The organism is Verrucosispora sp. WMMA2121 (assembly GCF_027460185.1).
Taxonomy (GTDB): Bacteria; Actinomycetota; Actinomycetes; order Mycobacteriales; family Micromonosporaceae; genus Micromonospora; species Micromonospora palythoicola.
Map to the genome: position 1 here is coordinate 718,796 of NZ_JAPZBH010000006.1, position 18,844 is coordinate 737,639.

The 18,844-nt window shown below is 74.3% G+C and carries 14 protein-coding genes; 5 read left to right on the forward strand and 9 right to left on the reverse strand.

Annotated features, from left to right (window positions below; all coding sequences use genetic code 11):
* Window positions 1-85: 85 nt before the first annotated feature.
* On the reverse strand, window positions 86-466 hold the full coding sequence (locus tag O7605_RS12230; protein ID WP_269739299.1) for a hypothetical protein: 381 nt from the start codon (window positions 464-466) through the stop codon (window positions 86-88).
* A 147-nt stretch (window positions 467-613) separates the two neighbouring features.
* Between O7605_RS12230 and O7605_RS12235 the strand changes: the two genes are divergently transcribed.
* Entirely contained in the window at window positions 614-5,218 is a 4,605-nt protein-coding gene (locus O7605_RS12235) for an ATP-dependent helicase (RefSeq protein ID WP_269739300.1), read from the forward strand.
* Between the two features lie 57 nt (window positions 5,219-5,275).
* Here the strand turns inward: O7605_RS12235 and O7605_RS12240 are convergent, their stop codons facing one another.
* Window positions 5,276-5,896: a hypothetical protein gene (locus tag O7605_RS12240; protein WP_269739301.1), complete on the reverse strand. Its 621-nt coding sequence runs from the start codon at window positions 5,894-5,896 to the stop codon at window positions 5,276-5,278.
* 223 nt (window positions 5,897-6,119) lie between these two features.
* Between O7605_RS12240 and O7605_RS12245 the strand changes: the two genes are divergently transcribed.
* The gene (locus tag O7605_RS12245) at window positions 6,120-7,028 is read left to right on the forward strand and encodes an SAM hydrolase/SAM-dependent halogenase family protein (protein WP_269739302.1); all 909 of its coding nucleotides are present in this window, start codon (window positions 6,120-6,122) and stop codon (window positions 7,026-7,028) included.
* 26 nt (window positions 7,029-7,054) lie between these two features.
* Window positions 7,055-7,297: a CPCC family cysteine-rich protein gene (locus tag O7605_RS12250; protein WP_164445633.1), complete on the forward strand. Its 243-nt coding sequence runs from the start codon at window positions 7,055-7,057 to the stop codon at window positions 7,295-7,297.
* A gap of 74 nt (window positions 7,298-7,371) precedes the next feature.
* On the opposite strand, the gene O7605_RS12255 is transcribed toward O7605_RS12250, so the two are convergent.
* A complete protein-coding gene (locus O7605_RS12255; RefSeq protein WP_269739303.1) occupies window positions 7,372-8,574 on the reverse strand; it encodes a hypothetical protein in 1,203 nt (400 codons plus the stop codon).
* Between the two features lie 110 nt (window positions 8,575-8,684).
* On the opposite strand from O7605_RS12255, the gene O7605_RS12260 reads away from it, so the two are divergent.
* Together O7605_RS12260 and O7605_RS12265 are read left to right on the forward strand one after the other, a co-directional pair.
* Window positions 8,685-9,488, forward strand: coding sequence for a DNA-formamidopyrimidine glycosylase family protein (locus tag O7605_RS12260; protein ID WP_269739304.1), 804 nt, complete (start codon window positions 8,685-8,687; stop codon window positions 9,486-9,488).
* A 279-nt stretch (window positions 9,489-9,767) separates the two neighbouring features.
* Window positions 9,768-13,502: a hypothetical protein gene (locus O7605_RS12265; RefSeq protein WP_269739305.1), complete on the forward strand. Its 3,735-nt coding sequence runs from the start codon at window positions 9,768-9,770 to the stop codon at window positions 13,500-13,502.
* Window positions 13,503-13,513: 11 nt separating this feature from the next.
* On the opposite strand, the gene pspM is transcribed toward O7605_RS12265, so the two are convergent.
* From pspM to rimO, 6 genes are all read right to left on the reverse strand, one after another.
* A complete protein-coding gene (gene pspM / locus O7605_RS12270; protein WP_269739306.1) occupies window positions 13,514-14,296 on the reverse strand; it encodes a phage shock envelope stress response protein PspM in 783 nt (260 codons plus the stop codon).
* A 42-nt stretch (window positions 14,297-14,338) separates the two neighbouring features.
* Complete coding sequence (locus O7605_RS12275; protein ID WP_164445636.1) at window positions 14,339-15,199, reverse strand: PspA/IM30 family protein; 861 nt, start codon at window positions 15,197-15,199, stop codon at window positions 14,339-14,341.
* 183 nt (window positions 15,200-15,382) lie between these two features.
* Entirely contained in the window at window positions 15,383-15,841 is a 459-nt protein-coding gene (locus O7605_RS12280) for a helix-turn-helix domain-containing protein (RefSeq protein WP_269739307.1), read from the reverse strand.
* Between the two features lie 239 nt (window positions 15,842-16,080).
* The gene (locus tag O7605_RS12285) at window positions 16,081-16,590 is read right to left on the reverse strand and encodes a CinA family protein (protein WP_269739308.1); all 510 of its coding nucleotides are present in this window, start codon (window positions 16,588-16,590) and stop codon (window positions 16,081-16,083) included.
* Window positions 16,591-16,647: 57 nt separating this feature from the next.
* The gene (pgsA, locus tag O7605_RS12290) at window positions 16,648-17,241 is read right to left on the reverse strand and encodes a CDP-diacylglycerol--glycerol-3-phosphate 3-phosphatidyltransferase (RefSeq protein WP_269739309.1); all 594 of its coding nucleotides are present in this window, start codon (window positions 17,239-17,241) and stop codon (window positions 16,648-16,650) included.
* 71 nt (window positions 17,242-17,312) lie between these two features.
* On the reverse strand, window positions 17,313-18,800 hold the full coding sequence (gene rimO, locus O7605_RS12295) for a 30S ribosomal protein S12 methylthiotransferase RimO (protein WP_269739310.1): 1,488 nt from the start codon (window positions 18,798-18,800) through the stop codon (window positions 17,313-17,315).
* Between the last annotated feature and the right edge of the window lie 44 nt (window positions 18,801-18,844).

Below are 18,844 nucleotides of genomic sequence, written 5' to 3' on the forward strand. Positions count from 1 at the left end.
ACGACAGATCAGCGCGCTATGGATGCTTTTTCCGAGATAAAAACACTTTCGCCGTCAATGCGGCTGAAGGCGGGGAAAGACCGAATCAGCTGTGCGCGGCAACATCCGTCGTGGCGCTTCCGCCGCCACGCACCGGACGCCCCTCGACCACCAGGTCCGCCCGACCAAGTTGGGCCGCGGCCTTGTTGACCAGTCGCTGCGCGGCGGCCAGGGACCGCACGGACAGCAACCTCCCACGGCTTTCCCGACGCAGGACGAAGTAGTGCACGGCGGCCCGCACCTGGGCGCGGTCGGCCGCGCTGGCCTGCGCGGTGGACACGACGAGTTCGCGCAGGCAACTGGCGAGCCGCTCGGCCAACTCGAGATCCGCGCCGTGCAGCCCGGCACGCAGGGCCGTGACATGGCTGTCGACCTTGCGGATCAGGATGTCGGTGCCGGGGCCCGACCTCCGCTCCTCGACGGCCATCCCGCCCCCTCCACCGCTCACCACGACCCGGGTGAAGTTACTTTATGTTGCCTCGCCAGAGCAAGCAGTTAAGTAAGACTTAACGGATTCTCGGTGCAAGTAGCCTTAAACGCCTTAACACGACATAGCCGCCCCGACTCGCGGCGGATGAATGTCGGTGCCCGGGGGCAGGATGGGTGCGTGGCGGACACCAGCACGGCCTCCGGCGAGGGGGTGCTCTCCCGGTTCGGGCCGGCGACCCGGGAGTGGTTCGATGCGGCGTTCGCCGCACCTACGGCGGCGCAGGCCGGCGCCTGGAACGCGGTCGCCGCCGGCCGACACGCCTTGGTCGTGGCGCCCACCGGTTCCGGCAAGACCCTCGCGGCGTTCCTGTGGTCCCTCGACCGGCTCTCCCGCGAGACCGCGCCGGCCGATCCTCGGCGACGCTGCCGGGTGCTCTACGTCAGCCCGCTCAAGGCGCTCGCGGTCGACGTCGAACGCAACCTGCGCGCCCCGCTCACCGGCATCCGGCAGGCCGCCACCCGGCTCGCCCTGCCCCCGCCGGAGATCACCGTCGGGATGCGCACCGGCGACACCCCCGCCGACGAGCGGCGGGCCTTCGCCCGCACCCCGCCGGACATCCTCATCACCACGCCGGAGTCGCTGTTCCTGCTGCTCACCTCGGCCGCGCGGGACTCGCTGCGGGGTGTCGAGACCGTGATCGTCGACGAGGTGCACGCGGTCGCCGGCACCAAACGCGGCGCCCACCTGGCGCTCTCCCTGGAGCGGCTCGACCAGTTGCTGCCCGCCCCGGCACAGCGCATCGGGCTCTCCGCCACCGTCCGGCCGCTGGACGAGTGCGCCCGTTTCCTCGGCGGCGCCCGCCCGGTCGAGGTGGTGGCCCCGGCGACCGCCAAGACGATCGAGGTCAGCGTCCAGGTGCCGGTGGAGGACATGACCCGCCTCGACGAGCAGCCGCCGCCGGAGGACGATCTCGCCGGTCCACGCACGGCATCCATCTGGCCGGCCGTGGAGGAGCGGGTCTTCGCCCTGATCAGGGCGCACCGTTCGACGATCGTCTTCACCAACTCCCGACGCAGCGCCGAACGTCTCTGCGCCCGGCTCAACGAGTTGGCCGCCGACGGGACTGTTACGGCGACGTCACCCGCGACCGGCCCGGCGGCTCGGACACCTGCCGAGATGATGGCCCAGGCCGGCGCGGTGTCCGGTGCCCCGCCGGTGATCGCCCGGGCGCACCACGGCAGCGTCTCCCGGGAGGAGCGCCGGCAGATCGAGGAGGCGCTGAAGGCGGGCCGGTTGCCCGCGGTGGTGGCCACCTCCAGTCTCGAACTCGGCATCGACATGGGCGCGGTCGACCTGGTCGTGCAGATCGAGGCACCGCCGAGCGTGGCCGCCGGCCTGCAACGGGTCGGCCGGGCCGGGCACCAGGTCGGCGCGGTGTCGCGCGGGGTGGTCCTGCCCAAGCACCGCGGCGACCTGCTCTCCTGCGCGGTGGTCGCGGAGCGGATGGGCGAGGCGGCCATCGAGGAGCTGCGCCATCCCCGCAACCCGCTGGACGTGCTCGCCCAGCAGATCGTCGCGATGGTCGCGCTCGACGAGTGGCGGGTCGGCGACCTGGCGACCGTCGTCCGTCGGGCCGCGCCCTTCGCCGAGCTGCCCGACTCCGCGCTGCACGCCGTACTGGACATGCTCTCCGGCCGTTACCCGTCCACCGCCTTCGCCGAGCTTCGCCCCCGCCTGGTGTGGGATCGCGCCACCGACGTGCTGACCGGCCGTCCCGGCGCCCAACGGCTCGCGGTGACCAGCGGTGGCACCATCCCCGACCGGGGGCTGTTCGGCGTCTTCCTGGCCGGCGCGGAACGGGCCGCCCGGGTCGGCGAGCTGGACGAGGAGATGGTCTACGAGTCCCGGGTCGGAGACATCTTCCTGCTCGGTTCCTCCTCCTGGCGGATCGAGGAGATCACGCCCGACCGCGTGCTGGTCTCCCCGGCACCTGGGCAGGCGGCGAAGATGCCGTTCTGGAAGGGCGACCAGCCGGGCCGGCCGGTGGAACTGGGCCGGGCGATCGGCGCCCGGGTACGGGCCCTGCTCCGGCAGGACACCGAGCAGGCCACGGCCGCGCTGCGGGCCACCGGGTTGGACGACTGGGCCGCCGGGAACCTGCTGACCTACCTGCACGAGCAGCGGGCGGCGACCCGGGCCCTGCCGGACGACCGGACGGTGGTCGTCGAACGCTTCCGCGACGAGCTGGGTGACTGGCGACTGGCCGTGCACAGCGTCCTGGGCGCCCGGGTCAACGCACCGTGGGCGTTGGCCATCGGCCGCCGGCTCGCCGAGCGCTACGGGGTCGACGCGCAGGTGATGCCCGCCGACGACGGGATCGTGGTCCGGCTGCCGGACACCGCCGACACCCCGCCCGGCGCCGACGTGGTGGCCTTCGACCCGGAGGAGATCGCGCAGTTGGTGGAGGAGTCGGTGGGCACCTCGACGCTGTTCGCCGCGCGGTTCCGGGAGTGCGCCGCCCGGTCGCTGCTGCTGCCCCGCCGCGATCCGCGCCGCCGCCAGCCGCTCTGGCAGCAACGGCAACGCGCCGCCCAACTGCTCGACGTGGCCCGCGAGTACGCCGACTTCCCGGTCACCCTGGAGGCGGCGCGGGAGTGCCTGCAGGATGTCTTCGACCTGCCCGCCCTGACCGAGGTGATGCGTGACCTGGCCGGCCGCCGGGTGCGCCTGGTCGAGGTGGAGAGCGCCCGGCCGTCCCCGTTCGCCCGCTCGCTGCTGTTCGGCTACGTCGGTGCCTTCCTCTACGAGGGCGACGCGCCGCTGGCCGAACGCCGGGCCGCTGCCCTCACCCTGGATTCGGCCCTGCTCGGTGAGTTGCTGGGCCGGGTCGACCTGCGCGAGCTGCTCGACCCGGCGGTGCTCGCCGAGACCGAGCGGCAACTACGCTGGCTGACCCCGCAACGCCGGGCCCGCGATGCCGAGGACGTGATCGAACTGCTCCGGCAGCTCGGCGAGCTGAGCACCGCCGAGTTGGCCGAACGCGGAGTGCCCGAGGCGTGGCTCACCGACCTGGCCGCCGCCCGACGGGTGCTGCGGGTCCGCATCGCCGGGCAGGAACGCTGGGTCGGCGTCGAGGATGCCGGCCGGCTGCGGGACGCTCTCGGCGTGGCCCTGCCGGTCGGTGTCGCCGAGGCGTACCTCGAACCGGTTGCCGACCCGCTCGGCGACCTGGTGGCCCGGTACGCCCGCACCCACGCCCCGTTCACGGCCGCGAGCTGCGCGGCCCGGTTCGGGCTCGGGGTCTTCGTGGTCGAGCAGGCGCTGCGCCGGCTGGCCGCCCCCGGCCGGGTGGTCTCCGGCGAGTTCACCCCGGACACGGCCGGCACCCAGTGGTGCGACGCCGAGGTGCTGCGCCTGCTGCGCCGCCGTTCCCTCGCCGCGCTCCGCCGCGAGATCGAGCCGGTACCACCGCAGGCCCTGGCGACCTTCCTACCCCGCTGGCAGCAGGTCGGCTCCTCGGCGCGCGGGGTCGAGGCGGTGGCCGCGACGGTCGAGCAGTTGCAGGGTGCCTCGGTGCCCGCGTCGGCCTTGGAACGGCTGGTGCTGCCGGCCCGGGTCGCCGACTACTCCCCCGCCCAGCTCGACGAGCTGTGCGCCAGTGGCGAGGTGCTGTGGGCCGGCGCGGGGGCGATCTCCGGTGGGGACGGCTGGGTCAGCCTGGCGTACGCCGACTCGGCCGCGCTGCTGCTGCCGCCACCGGACGAGACCCTCGCGCGTACGCCCCTGCACGACGCGGTGCTGGACGCGCTCGACGCCGGGCAGGCCCTGTTCTTCCGGCCGCTGGCCGACCGGGTCGGCGCCACCGACGACGCCGAGCTGACCGCCGTCATCTGGGACCTGGTCTGGGCCGGCCACCTCAGCAACGACACCCTTGCTCCGCTGCGGGCGGTCCTCGGCGCCGGTGGCGCGCACCGCGCCCGCCCGACCGCCGCCCGCAGCCGTTACCGCCGACCGGGACGGGTGGCGCTGCCGAGTCGCGGTGGCCCGCCGACGGTGGCCGGACGCTGGTCCCGGCTGCCGGCGCGGGACACCGACCCGACCCGCCGCGCCGCCGCCCTCGCCGACGTCCTGTTGGAGCGGCACGGTGTGCTGACCCGGGGCGCGGTGGTGGCCGAGCAGGTGGCGGGCGGCTTCGCGGCGGTCTACCCGGTGCTCGCCGCGCTGGAGGAGCGCGGCGCGGCCCGGCGGGGATACTTCGTCGACGGGCTGGGCGCGGCGCAGTTCGCGGTGCCCGGCGCGGTGGACCGGATCCGCGCCGGTGCCGACCCACTCGACGGCGGCCGGCCTCGCGGCGGGGCCACGGTGGTGCTGGCCGCCACCGACCCGGCGAACCCGTACGGCGCGGCACTGCCCTGGCCGGAGCGGGCCGTCGACTCCGGTGACGCGGCATCGCCACCGACCAGCGGGCACCGGGCGGGTCGCAAGGCCGGGGCGCTGGTCGTGCTGGTCGAGGGTGGGTTGGCGCTCTACGTGGAGCGGGGTGGGCGGACGCTGCTCTCCTTCACCGACGACGTCGACGTGCTGGCCGCCGCCGGCAAGGCGCTCGCCGACGCCGTCCACTCCGGCGCGCTGGGCCCGATCTCGGTGGAACGCGCCGACGGCGAGTCCGTCGGCTCGTCGCCGCTGCGCGACGCCCTGACCGCCGCCGGCTTCCGCACCACCCCCCGCGGCCTCCGCCTCCGCCCCTGACCACCTCGTCACGGTGCGTCAGGCGGGGCAGGAAGAGAAAAGAGCAGGGTGGAGGGGTCAGCGAAGCTTGTCGAGGACCTTCTCGTAGCGGGGACGGTCGGCGGGCGGCGTTGGCGCCTCGAGGTAGTTGAGCACCACGGTGCCGCTGCGGTAGGCGGCTCCGCTCCACCGCTCGGCCAGGTCACCGGCGCTGCTCTCGTCGGGGAAGACGTAGACGGCCACGTGGTCGGTCACGACCAGTTCCGAGCAGCCCAGACCCAACCCGTCCGGTCCACAGTCGACGGAGCGGTCCCGGACGTTGGCCGCCTTGAGCCCGGCCGCCCGGAACGCCGCCACGACCTCCCGGCCGGTCGGTTCGCCGGCCTGGCGGGGCGGTAGCTCCACCGGCGGCGGGCTCGGTGGTCGCCGCTCGGTGGTGGCGTCGGCCTTCGGCGCGGCCGTACCCGGTCGCGATGGCGGCGGCGGCGCGACACCGCTCGGGGCGGTGTCACCCGGGGGCGCCGGGCTGGCAGCCGCGGTCGGCGCGGTCGCGGCCCCCGGTGCGGCCGGAGCCGCCGACGGGCCGCTGAGGGTCGGGGCCGGTCCGGCGGCCGGCGGCGCGTCCTGGTCGGCACCGCAGGCGGCCAGCGCCACGGTGGTCACGAGCACGACGACGGTGGGCAGCATCCGGTGACTCACCCACGCAGTCTGTCCAACCGGGACCGCCGCCGGCAGTGGCCGGTCGGTCAGCCACGGTGTCGGCTTTCCGGCATCGGAGCGCCCACCTCTCGACTCCGACAGACCGACGTGGTGCGGCAGCGGCGGCGCGGGTACGCCGCTACCGGGGATTGGCGGCGGAAGCGGCGGTCCCGCGCCGGCACCCTCCGCCGGGACGGCGGATACGGGCGTACGATCCGGTGCCGTGACCAGCAGCGCCGCCCGCGAGCCCCGGCCACCGGCCGAGGTCGTCTCGCTGACCACCGACTACGGCCTCGCCGACGGCTTCGTGGCGGCCTGCCACGGGGTGATCGCCCGCCTCGCGCCCGCGCTGCGGGTCATCGACGTGACCCACCTGGTGCCGCCGGGTGACGTCCGTCGGGGCGCGGCGGTGCTGGCCCAGACCGTGCCGCACCTGCCGCCCGGGGTGCACGTGGCGGTGGTCGACCCCGGGGTCGGTACGAGCCGGCGGGGTGTCGCCCTCGGCACGCCTGAGGGTCTGCTGGTCGGCCCGGACAATGGCCTGCTGCTGGACGCCGCCGCGGCGCTCGGCGGGGTGACCGGGGCGGTGGAGCTGACCAACCCGCGCTGGCTGGCCCCCCGGGTGTCGGCCACCTTCCACGGACGGGACGTCTTCGCCCCGGTCGCGGCCCGCCTGGCTCTCGGTGCCCCGCTGACCGACGCCGGCCCGGCGGTCGATCCGGCGACGCTGGTACGGCTGCCCGAACCGCTGGTCCGCCGGGTACCGGACGGGTTCGTCGCCGAGGTGCTGACGGTGGACCACTTCGGAAACGTCCAGTTGGCCGCCCCTGCCGAGCTGCTCGACCCCCTGCCGGCGCGGGTCCGGGTGTGCCCGGCGACCGAGCCGACCGCACCCGGCGCGGACGAGGACGCCCCGGCGGGCGTCGGCGGGTGGGAGCGGGAAGCGGTGCACGGGCGTACCTTCGGAGACGCCCCGGTCGGTGCCCTGGTGGCGCACGTCGACTCGACCGGCCGGGTCGCACTCTCCGTCAACGGTGGACACGCCGCCGAACTACTCGCGGTGGATCCGGGTACGCTGCTGCGGGTCCGGGGTTACGGCGTCGTGGGGGACGCTCCCGGACAACACGGATGAAGTGTCTACTGTGGAAAGCTGTCAAGGTGGATGATCGCTGGGTTCCCGCCGCTTGTCCCTGCTGCGCGTACCGGACCGGCGGTGGCACCTGCCCGGTCTGTTTCTGGACAGACGACGGTCAGGGCGACGCCGACGCGGACGTCGTACGCGGCGGGGCGAACGGGGACCTGAGCCTGTCGCACGCCCGCCTGAACTTCGCCGTCTACGGTGCCTGCCATCCCCGGTACCAGGAACTGGTGCGGACACCGAGGCCGGAGGAGATGCCCTGAATCGGCCGGGCACCCGCTGACGCGGCGAGCCGGGCCGGCCTGGGAGGACGCCGACCCGGCTCGGGGTGCCGGTCTCAGCAGACCGGCACCGACCCACCCCAGACCGTCGAGATGTACGCGTGGCTGACGAACTGCCCGCTGGCCAGGCGGTTCCACCGGTTGGTGGTGCGGTACGGGCCGACGATCGTCTGTCCGGTCACGTAGCACTGGATCGGCACGTTCGCGTACTGGGCGGCCAGGCCACGGGACTGGTAGCCGGTGCTCGGGCCGGAGCGCACGGTCAACGGCCCGTCACCGACCACCCCTCGCGGGCCGGTGCCGGTCCACAGGTACCCCACGTCGACCCAGGCGTTCGTGGACAGTTGCAACCCGTCCCAGAACGTCCCGTCGGCGAGGTCGATGCCGGCCGGGTTGAGCACCACCCGACCGAACTGGTCCCGCCCGCCGTTGTAGCCGTCCTGGTACGCGGCCTGCGCCTGCGGCCGGCCCTGCGGCAGTGCCTTCCAGTTCTCCCGCACCGCGCTGAGATTCCAGTAGTCGTCGCGGGTGTTCCACGGACCGACGTCCCAGACCGGGGCGTATTCGCACCGGCTGCCGGTGACGGTGCAGACCCGGACGGTGTAGTCGCCGGTGTTGCGTGGAGACAGCCCCCGACGCGACGGCAACGCGACGAAATGGTCCCGGGCGCGAACCGTGTGCCCGTTCGCGGTCAACTCGCCCACCAGTCCGACCCGGGTCGCGTACACCCGGTAGGTCAGACCGGGGGTGGCCGCGGTGGTGGCGGCGACGGTGTCGGCGGTGAGCCGGACGGCACGGACCTCGGTGCTGGCACCGGAGGGGCTGCCGGTCAACACCACCCGAGCCTGCACCCGGCGGACCGGCCGGTCGAAGACGGCCGCGGGCGCCGCGTCGCGCCATTCGGTCCAGCCGGCGGCCCGCCAGCCGCGGACCTGCACGGTCGCGGTGGCGCCGGCCCGGTCGACGATGGTGACCTGGGCACGGACCCGGGTGGCCGGGCGACTGAGGGTACGCGGTACGGCCACCAGCATGCCCTCGGCGACGGCGCTGCGTCGGGCGGGCACGCCGGGTGGCCGGGCGTCGGCCAGTCGCAGGCCGGCACGGGTGTGTCGCACGTTGACGTCGTCGGCGTCGACGACCGACAGCTCGGCGGTCCACCGGTCGGCCCGGCCGGCCGAGGAGGCGGCGTGGGGATGGAGGGCGAGGGCGAGGGCAGTGGCCAGGAGCGTGGCCAGGACGGCGTTGCGGGGATGATTCATCGGCATTCTCCTCAGAACTCCCCGATAGTGCCTATATCCGTAGATCGAACAGAAGCGTCATACAAATAGCGATACATGTGAATTGCGCTCGGGTGAGGGAGAATGGTGCCGTGCCCGAAGGTGACACCGTCTGGAACACCGCCCGCGTCCTGGAACGCGCGCTGGTCGGCGCCCGGCTGACCGGCAGCGACTTTCGGGTGCCCTCGCTGGCCACGACCGACCTCGCCGGATGGTCGGTACGCGACAGCGCGAGCCGGGGAAAACACCTGCTGCTCCGGCTGGACGCCCCGGCCGGCACCGGTGAGTCGCGCTGGACGCTGCACTCGCACCTGCGGATGGACGGCACCTGGCGGGCCTACCCGCCCGGGGAGCGGTGGACCGCCCGGCCGGCGCACCTGATCCGGGTGGTGCTGCGTGCCCCGGCCGCCACCGCCGTCGGCTATCACCTGCACGAGGTGGCCCTGGTGCCCACCGCCGACGAGGACCGCCTCGTCGGCCACCTCGGCCCCGACCTGCTCGGCGCCGACTGGGACCCCACCGAGGCCGCCCGTCGGCTCGCCAGCCACCCGGACACGCCGGTCGGTGTGGCCCTGCTCGACCAACGCATCCTGGCCGGCGTCGGCAACCTCTACAAGTGTGAGGTGCTGTTCCTGCGCGGGGTGCACCCGCGTACCCCCGTGCGGGACGTGCCCGACCTCACCGGTCTGGTGACCCTGGCGCAGAAGTTGCTGGCCGCGAACCGGGGCCGCTGGACGCAGAGCACCACCGGGGCGCTGGGGCGCGGCCGGACCAGCTACGTGTACGGCCGCCGGGCGCAGCCGTGCCGACGCTGCGGCACCGCCATCCGCAAGGAGGAGCTGGGCGACCGGGTCACCTACTGGTGTCCCACCTGCCAGCCCGGCGCGCCGGCCTGAGCCGGCACCACGCATCTTCCACGCGCCGGCCCGAGCCGGCACCACGCATCTTCCACGCGGCGGTCTGGGCAGGTCGGAGCCGGTGGACGGCCGGCCGCGCCAGCGGCGCGGAGTGGCGACAACGACACGCCGGCAGCTCGGCAGTTTGGCACGAATGGGGACTTCCTAACCGGCCACCACACGTCGCATGCTGCGGTTGAGGGCTCACGGAACGTCAGCACGCGGGCCCGGCCGCCACGTCGGGGTGACGGCCGGCGCGCCTCGATCACCGGGAGAGCCATGGCCGTGTTCCGCAGACTCCGGTCGACCTGGCTGGACCGCGCCGCCCGCACCGACCAGCCCGGCACGCCGAGCGCCGTGCCCGGCACCCGGACCGCCCCGGACACGGAGAACGGCACGCACCCCGGGGCCGACCGTGAGGTCCCGACGGCGGGGACCGCCGGCACCGCAAGTCCCGACGACACGGGCGCGGCGACGCGGACACCACCGGTGCCCGGCCAGCCGCATCCGGGAACGGCCCCGTCCCGGCCCGGGCCGGCGAGCCTGGACCCGGCGGCGGCCCCCCGCTACTTCGGCGCCGTGCCCAACCACGCCTACAGCCCGCTGCCCACGCTCGACGAGGACGGGCAGCCGGTGCCCGGCAGCGGGTTGCGCAAGTTCGTCGACCCGCTGCCCGGCCTCGGCCCACTGGGACGTACCCCGCACGGTGCCCACCTGCCGGTCGCCGTGCCCGACACGATCACCTATCCCGGTTGCGACTACTACGAGATCGGGCTCCAGGAATACACCCAACGGTTGCACCGGGACCTGCCGGCGACCCGGCTGCGCGGCTACCGCCAGCTGAATCTGGGTACCAACGCGGACGGGCACAACACCGTCGCCCCGCCACGGCGGCCCTGGCACCTCGGTCCGGTCGTGCTCGCCCGACGCGGCCGGCCGGTACGCGTCAAGTTCATCAACCAACTGCCCACCGGCGACCTCTTCCTACCGGTCGACCCGACCGTGCCCGGTGCCGGCCCGGGGCCCCTCGACGGGCCGGCACCCTACCCGCAGAACCGGGCCGTGCCGCATCTCTGCGGCGCGCTCACCGGCTGGATCAGCGCCGGCGGCCCCGGGCAGTGGATCACTCCGGCGGGCGAGATCACCCCCTATCCCACCGGTCCCGGCCTGGCCCACGTGCCGGACATGCCCCATCCGGGGCAGGGTGCGACCACCCGCTACTACCCGAACGACCAGAGCGGCCGGCTGCTCTGGTTCCACGACAACACCGTCGGGCTCTCCCGGCTGACCGTCTACTCCGGCCAGCTCGCGCTCTACCTGCTCACCGACGACGCGCAGGAGCGGTTGATCGCCGACGGCACGCTGCCGTCCGAGCAGTTGCCGCTGGTCTTCGAGGACAAGACGTTCGTGCCGGACGACGCCCAGCTCGCCGCCCAGGACCCGACCTGGGATCGGGACCGGTGGGGTTCCCGCGGCGCCCTCTGGCACCCGCACGTCTACCAGGTCCGCCAGAACCCCTACCGGCGCGACGGCATCAACCCGACCGGCCGGTGGGACTACGGGCCCTGGTCGCGTACCGCCCACGCCGGCCCCGACGCCTCCGCCGCCTGCGTGCCCAACCCGCATCACGACCCGGTCACCTCGCCGGATGAGCCGCCGGAGAGCCCGGGCGTGCCGCAGCCGAGCGCGGTGCCCGCCAGCTACGGCGACACGGTCCTGGTGAACGGTGTCGCGTACCCGTACCTGGAGGTGCAGCCGACGGTCCACCGGTGGCGCATCCTCAACGCCTGCACCGACCGCTGGCTCAATCTGCAGCTGTACCGGGCCGCCTCGGACACGCCGATGTGGACGCCGGACGGAAGCCTCGCCGACGCCGACGCCGGTGAGGTGCCGATGGTCGACGCGGTGCGCGCCCCGGGCCGGCCGGCGGGCTGGCCCACCGACGGGCGGCCCGGCGGCGTGCCGGACCCGACGGCGGCCGGCCCGGAGATGATCCGGATCGGCAACGAGGGCGGCCTGCTGCCGGCACCCGTGGTCGTGCCGAACCGACCGATCGGCTTCCGCCACGACCGACGCGACCCGACCGTGCTCAACGTCGACGGCCACGCGCTGCTGCTCGCCCCCGGCGAGCGGGCCGACGTGCTGGTCGACTTCGCCGCCGTCGACCCCGGCACCACCCTGATCCTCTACAACGACTGCCCCGTCCCGCTGCCCTGCTTCGACCCCCGCTACGACCACCACACCGGCGGCACCGACCGGACCGCCGAGGGCGGTGCGCCGCCGACCGTGCCCGGGTACGGTCCGAACACCCGTACCCTGTTGCAGCTGCGGGTGACGGGCACTCCGGCCCCGCCGTACGACCTCGACCGGCTGCGGGACCGCCTGCCCGCCGCGTACGCGGCCAGCCAGCGTCCCCCGGTCGTGCCGCAACCGGCGTACGACCCCTGCTTCGGCACCACGAGTACGGCGACCCGGATTCCGGTCCACGCCAGCACCGTCGAGTTCACCCCGCCCGGCGGGGCACCGGTGCGCCTGCCGCTGACCGTGCGGTCCGTGTGCCAGGTCTTCGAACCCGAGTACGGCAGGCTCGCCGGCCGCCTCGGCGTGGCCCACCCGCACGGCGGACCGCGCGGCGCGGCGACCCTGCCGCTCGGTCCCACCGACCCGGCAACCGAGGTGGTGTACGCCAGCGACCCGGCCCTGGCGATCGGCACACCGGGCGACGGCAGTCAGCTCTGGCGGGTACGCGGCTGCGGACGGCAGAGCCATCCGGTGCGGTTCGACGGCCTGGACGTGCAGGTGATCGGCCGGGTCGGCCGCGACGGCAGGATCCGGCCACCGCACCCCGGCGAACTCGGCTGGAAGCAGGTGGTGCGCGTCGATCCCGGTGAGGACGTGCTGCTCGCGCTGCGACCCGAGGCACCGCCGCTACCGTTCAAGATCGGCGACAGCGTGCGGCTGCTCGATCCGAGCCGACCGGCCGGCGCCCGGCTCGACTCCACCCCGGTCAGTCCCGTCGACGGGCGACCCGCGTCGGTGGTCAACCAGCTGGTGAACCTCGGCTGGGAGTACCGCTGGGGCAGCGCGGCGGCCGGCCATCGCGATCTGGGCATGAGCCGCCCGCTCGTGGTCCGGGTCTCGCCCCGGGCACCGACCGGGCTCACCGCCGCGCCGGCCCCGGGCTCGGCCACCGCGCTGCCAGCGATCACCCTCGCCTGGACCGGCAACGGCAGCCGCCCCCCGGCCACCAGCCACCTGCTGCACCGGGCCACCGACGCGACCTTCACCAACGGGCTGACCTGCATCACCGTCGCGGCCACCGCGACCCGGTACACCGACGCCACCGTCACCCCGGGCGTCACCTACCACTACCGGATCCGCGCCGAGAACGCAGCCAGCTGCTCCACCTGGTCCAACAGCGTTCCCGCGTCGGTACAGCTCACCGCGCCGGCCAAGCTGACCGGGACCGTTCCACCGGCCGCACCGCTGCGGGTGGCGCTGCGCTGGGCCAACAATTCCTTCGCCACCGGCATCGACGTGCAACGCGCCACCAACCCGACCTTCACCAGTGGGCCCGGCACCACCGCGATAGGCGTCGGCGACAGTCACCTGGACCCGGCGGTCGCGCCCGACACCACCTACTACTACCGGGTACGCACCACCTACCTGGGCGCCGCCTCACCCTGGTCCACCTTGGCGGCGGTGACCACTCCACCCGCGCCCGGCACGCCGACCTCGGTCAGCGTGGCCACCACCGCTCCCGGCCCGGACACCGCGACCGTGGTGCTCGGCTGGTCGGCCAGCACACCCGCCGGACAGGGTGCGGGCTTCACCGTGGAACGGGCCCTGGACCCGGCGTTCACCCGGGAACTGGCCACCTTCACCGTGACCGGTCGCGGCTTCACCAACACCGGCCTGGCCCGGGGCGTGACCTACCACTACCGGGTGCGCTCGTTCAACGTGGTCGGCGCCTCCCCGTACACCGGCCCCATCCCGGTCACCACCCCCGAGTAGGACGGGGGCGGTCAGCGCGACGGGGCGGGGCGGCCCACGGCGCGTAGTTCGGAGAGGGCGGAGGCGAAGCCGTGCAACAGGTCGGTCGCTTCGGTGAGGCGGGCGGCTGCGGGGTGTTCGGTTTCGGGGCGGCACTCCTCGGCGAGATAGCCGGCGGCGGCGGCGACCAGCCGCTCGTACGCTGTCACGCCCGTCTCCAACTGGCCGGTGAGCGCCCGGTGCGCCTCGGCCAGCGGCGGCTTCGCATCGGCCGGGGCGAGACGGGCCGCGCGTTCCACACTGGCGACCCGGTTGGCCAGCTCGCGCAGGGACTGTTCGGCGGCGGAGGCTTCGGCGACGGCCGGTTCGGCGAGACCGGTCAGCCGGCCGGCCATGGCTGCCATGGTCGCGGCGGCCCGGTCGAGCCGTTCCCACGGCTGGGCGGCGGCGGTGCCGCGCAGCGCGGTGCGGGAGCGGACCCGACGTACCTCGGCCAGCACGCCGGCACCGGCGGGAAGTCGTTCCACGGCGGCGACCAGGCGGGCGCGGTTACGGGCGGCCGCCTGGGCCGGGTCCAGCGGTGGTGGAGCGGGTTGGGCGGCGAGGGCGCGCAGGTCCACCCAGCGCCAGGTGGCCAGTGCGGTGGCCGCGCCCGCGGCGGCGGCCCACGCCGCGTCGGCCAGACCGATCCCGGCGTACGGGGTCAGCACCGCCGCCGCACCACTGAGCCCGCCGGCCAGGACGCTCCACCGGCGGGCGGAGCCGCGCAGCCTGCTCAGCCGGCGGAAATACCGGGTACGCTCGTCCGCTGCCACCGTCGCCTCCTCGATCCTCCGACTTAGCCGGCGATTCTGCGCTCAGCCGGCGGCCGTGGTGTCGCCGGTGCCGCGTTCGCGGCTCATGCTGGCGCGGATCTCGTCGAGCCGGGCCACCCCCGGGTCCGCGCTGGCCGGCTGCTCCTCGGCGGTGCCGCGGTCGGCGCCCGCGCCGAGCTGCTCACCGGCCATGCTGGCCCGGATCTGGTCCAGCCGGGCGGAGCCCGCCGAGTCCAGCGTCGCCTGCTGGATCTCCAGCATCCGGCCCTCGGTCGAGTTGCTGGCCAGCTCGGCGCGGCCCATGGCGTTGGCGTACCGACGTTCGATGCGCTCGCGTACCTCGTCGAGGGTGGGCGTGCTGCCGGGGGCGGTGAGCGCCGACATGGACTCCAGCGAGGCGGCGACGCTCTCCTGCATCTTGGCCTGCTCCAGCTGGCTGAGCAGCTTGGCGCGCTCGGCGAGCTTCTGCTGGAGGATCATGGAGTTGTTCTCCACCGCCCGGCGGGCCTGCCCGGCGGCGGCCAGCGCCTGGTCGTGCAGGGTCTTCAGGTCCTCCGCGGACTGTTCGGCGTTGACCAGCTGGGTGGCCAGGGTCTGTGCGGACTGCTCGTACCGCCCGGCCTCCGCCTCGTCACCCTTGGCCCGAGCCTGGTCGGCGAGAACCAGCGCCTGGCGGGCGTTGGCCTGCAACCGCTCGACGTCGGACATCTGCCGGGACAGTTTCATCTCCAGCTGCCGCTGGTTGCCGATCACCGCGGCGGCCTGCTGGACGAGCGCCTGGTGCTGCCGGTGCGCCTCGTCGATGGCCTGCTGGAGCTGCACCTTCGGGTCGGCGTGCTCGTCGATGCGGGCGCCGAAGAGCGCCATCAGGTACTTCCACCCCTTGACGAACGGGTTCGCCATCTCCGCGGTATCCCCTCAGTCACGTCGCTGCGCCTGCCCCACCTCCGGGCAACCGGCTCGGCTACCGGCGATGGTGGCTCCATCGTCCCAGCCGGGCGCCAACACGGCATCCGTACCGGCGGAAGGGGACGTCCGCGATCAACCCTACGCGGCGCAAGCTACCGCGACCATCGGCCACGAGGCTCAGGCGGCGCAGACCACGTCCCGGTCACTGCGGTCCGCGGGCCGGACCCGGGCACTGCGCAGCGTGGCCTTGAGCGGGGAGTCCTGGCGCACCGACACGGCGACGTTACCGTCCGAGGTGACCTGACGTACCCCCCGACCGGTGGCCTTGTGCACCGGCGCGGCGGCGACCGGCGTCGACTCGGTCGGCTCGTCCTGCACCGGCACCAGCACGCCCGGCATCTGTTCGGCGAGCGCGACCGTGTCGCTGACCTCGCGCAGCAGCTCGGAGAGGCGGGCACCCAGCGCGTCGCAGATCGCCGCGAGCAGTTCGCTCGAGGGTTCCTTCTGGCCACGTTCGATCTCGGAGAGGTAGCCCAGGCTCACGTTGGCTGCGGAGGAGACCTCGCGCAGCGTGCGGTGCTGCCCCTGCCGGCGCGCCCGTAGTGCGTCACCGATCACCCGGCGTAGCAGGACCATCGCACCTCCCCTGAGGGACACAGTTCGCCCGGCCGACCGGCCTGCGGGAGCACCGGCTGTCGGAGCTTTCCCGCAACCGTACCCGCTGTGCGCCGCCGCGACATCCCGCCCCGCCCGGTCATCCCACGGCCGCCGCTCACCGCCCGGTCGGTCCGGGGCGGCGCGGGCGTCCGGCCCGGCCGGTCCGACGGCACCTGGAGCCGCGGTCGGTGGTCCCGCGGGAATCGGCGGCGGCGCGGTCAGGCCGGGTACGGGGCGTCGATCCGGTCAGCCAGCAGGCGCAGGGCCTCGGTGACGGCGGCTCCCCGGACCTGGTCGCGCCCACCGTCGAGACGCAGTTCCCGCACCTCGGTGCCGCCCGGTCCGGCGACCGCGACGAAGACCAGACCGACGGGCTTGCCGTCCTGCGGTTCCGGGCCGGCCACCCCGGTGGTGGCCAGACCCCAGTCGGCGCCACAGCGCCGCCGCCCGCCCTCGGCGAGTGCCGTCGCCACGTCGGGATCGACCGGGCCGCGTTCGGCCAGCAGCTCCGCCGGCACGTCGGCCAGCCGCTGCTTCAGCTCGGTGGCGTAGACCACCAGGCCACCCCGGTAGACCGCGCTCGCCCCGGCGATCTCCACGACCGTTGCGGCCAACAGGCCTCCGGTCAGCGACTCGACGGTGGCGAACGTCTCCCGCCGATCGGCGAGCCGGTGCACCACACCGGCCGCCGCAGCGCCCATCGAACCCTCACCCTCGCGTACACCCATGATCTGCATCCTTCCCGGCGCCGGCGCGGTCTACCCGTCGCAACGCCGTTGCGCCGCTCACCCCTTGGCGCGGCGCAGCCGGGCGGCCTGGGCGATGTAGTCCAGCCCGGTGACGAGGGTGACCACGACCGCCGCGCCCATGATCCAGGGCCCGACCGGGGTGAGAGCGTCCGGCATCGGCCACAGGTACCAGGTGATGGCCAGCACCTGAAGCGCGGTCTTGATCTTTCCGCCCCGACTGGCGGCGATCACGCCGCGCCGGATCACCCAGAACCGCAGGACGGTGATGCCCAGCTCCCGGGCCAGGATGACCGCAGTCACCCACCAGGGCAGCCGGTCGTACCAGGACAGCAGCAGCAGGGCGGCACCGGTGAGCGCCTTGTCGGCGATCGGGTCGGCCACCTTTCCCACGGCGGTGACCAGCGCGAACCTGCGGGCGATCCACCCGTCGACCAGATCCGTCACCGAGGCCACGGCGAAGATCACGCAGGCGATGACCTGCCATCCGGCGTGGGTCATGCCCGACACCACCACCGAGGCGGCGAAGACCGGTACCAGCACCAGCCGCAGCGCGGTCAGGGCGTTGGCGGCGTTGACCACGGGTACCCGGGCCACCACCGGCACCGGAGGCGACTCCGTCGCCCCGGTCATCGAATCGCCCCGCTCGGGTGGCGCACCCGGCACCGCACCTCGTGCCCCCTCCGCCTCGTCCCAGCCCACCGTCACCGCGCCGCGCCGGGCGCGGCGGAGATCATCTCATCCGGCACGGCGAGCAGGTCGACGCCCTCGGTACCGGTCACCGTGGCCCGGACCAGGTCGCCGGGGCGCAGCGCGGCCAGGTCGACGCCGTCGCCGTCCGGGGCGACCAGGGTGGTCGACCCGTCCACCTCCGGCGCCTGGTGCGCCGCCCGTCCCTCGACGACCCCACCGTCCACCGAGTCGACGAGCACCTCCACCGTCGAGCCGAGGCGGTCCTCGGCCCGCTGCGAACACAGCTCGTCGGCGAGCGCGCTGAGCCTGTCGTACCGGCGTTTGATGGTGGCGGCGGAAACCTTGCCCGACAGTCCGGCGGCCTCCGTGCCGTCCTCGTCGCTGTAGTCGAAGACGCCGATCGCGTCGAGCCGGGCCTCGGTGAGGAACCGCACCAGTTCGTCGACGTCGCCCCGGGTCTCGCCGGGGAACCCGACGATGAAGTTGCTGCGTGCCCCGGCCTCCGGCGCGAGTCGCCGGGCGGCGGCGAGCAGCTCCAGGAACCGGTCGGTGGAGCCGAAACGACGCATCCGGCGCAGCACCGGCTCGCTGGAGTGCTGGAACGACAGGTCGAAGTAGGGTGCCACCCCCGGTGTGCCGGCGATCGCCTCGATCAGCCCGGGCCGGGTCTCGGCCGGCTGGAAGTAGCTGGCCCGGACTCGGACGATGCCCTCGACGGCGGCGAGCTGCGGCAACAGCTTCTCCAGCGCGCGCGGGTCACCCAGGTCCTTGCCGTAGGAGGTCGAGTTCTCACTGACCAGCACGAGTTCCCGGACGCCGCTCTTGGCCAGCCACTCGGCCTCGGCGAGCAGCTCGTCGGGGGTACGGGAGACGAAGGCGCCCCGGAAGGCGGGGATGGCGCAGAACGCGCAGCGCCGGTCGCAGCCACTGGCCAGCTTGAGCGAGGCCACCGGGCCGCTGTCCAACCGGCGACGCAGCACCGTACGCAGGTGCGCCGGGGTGTGCTCGTCGACGTCGGTGCCGCGACCGTGTCCCGGCAGGGAGACCGCGCTGTCGCGCCGGGCGACCGGGGTCAGCGGCAGCAGCTCGCGCCGGTCGCGGGGCGTGTGCGCGGCGACCTCCCGGCCGGCCACCACCGCGTCCAGCCGGGCGGCGATGTCGGGGTAGTCGTCGAAGCTGAGCACCGCCTGGGCCTCGGGAAGGCTGTCGGCCAGCTCCCGGCCGTACCGCTCGGCCATGCAGCCGGCGGCCACCACCTTCGCCCCCGTGTCGGCGGCGGCCAGCAGCGTCTGGATCGAATCCTGCTTGGCCTTCTCCACGAACCCGCAGGTGTTGACGACCACCACGTCGGCACCCTCGCCGTCGGTGGTCACCTGCCAGCCGTCGGCGTGCAGGCGGGCGGCCAGCTCCTCCGAGTCGACCTCGTTGCGGGCACAGCCCAGGGTCAGCAGCGCGACCCGGCGACCGTCGGGGGAAGGCGAGGAGGTGGCAGACACCATCCGAGGGTACCGGGCGACGGTGCCCGCACCGGCGACGGCGGTCG

What these genes read in the sequence shown, in the direction of transcription:
- O7605_RS12280 (WP_269739307.1), bottom strand. Translation starts at nt 15,841, where the DNA reads ATGGTCCTGCTACGCCGGGTGATCGGTGACGCACTACGGGCGCGCCGG.
- rimO (WP_269739310.1), bottom strand. Translation starts at nt 18,800, where the DNA reads ATGGTGTCTGCCACCTCCTCGCCTTCCCCCGACGGTCGCCGGGTCGCG.
- O7605_RS12255 (WP_269739303.1), bottom strand. Translation starts at nt 8,574, where the DNA reads ATGAATCATCCCCGCAACGCCGTCCTGGCCACGCTCCTGGCCACTGCC.
- O7605_RS12265 (WP_269739305.1), top strand. Translation starts at nt 9,768, where the DNA reads ATGGCCGTGTTCCGCAGACTCCGGTCGACCTGGCTGGACCGCGCCGCC.
- O7605_RS12230 (WP_269739299.1), bottom strand. Translation starts at nt 466, where the DNA reads ATGGCCGTCGAGGAGCGGAGGTCGGGCCCCGGCACCGACATCCTGATC.
- pgsA (WP_269739309.1), bottom strand. Translation starts at nt 17,241, where the DNA reads ATGACCGGGGCGACGGAGTCGCCTCCGGTGCCGGTGGTGGCCCGGGTA.
- O7605_RS12285 (WP_269739308.1), bottom strand. Translation starts at nt 16,590, where the DNA reads ATGGGTGTACGCGAGGGTGAGGGTTCGATGGGCGCTGCGGCGGCCGGT.
- O7605_RS12235 (WP_269739300.1), top strand. Translation starts at nt 614, where the DNA reads ATGAATGTCGGTGCCCGGGGGCAGGATGGGTGCGTGGCGGACACCAGC.
- O7605_RS12275 (WP_164445636.1), bottom strand. Translation starts at nt 15,199, where the DNA reads ATGGCGAACCCGTTCGTCAAGGGGTGGAAGTACCTGATGGCGCTCTTC.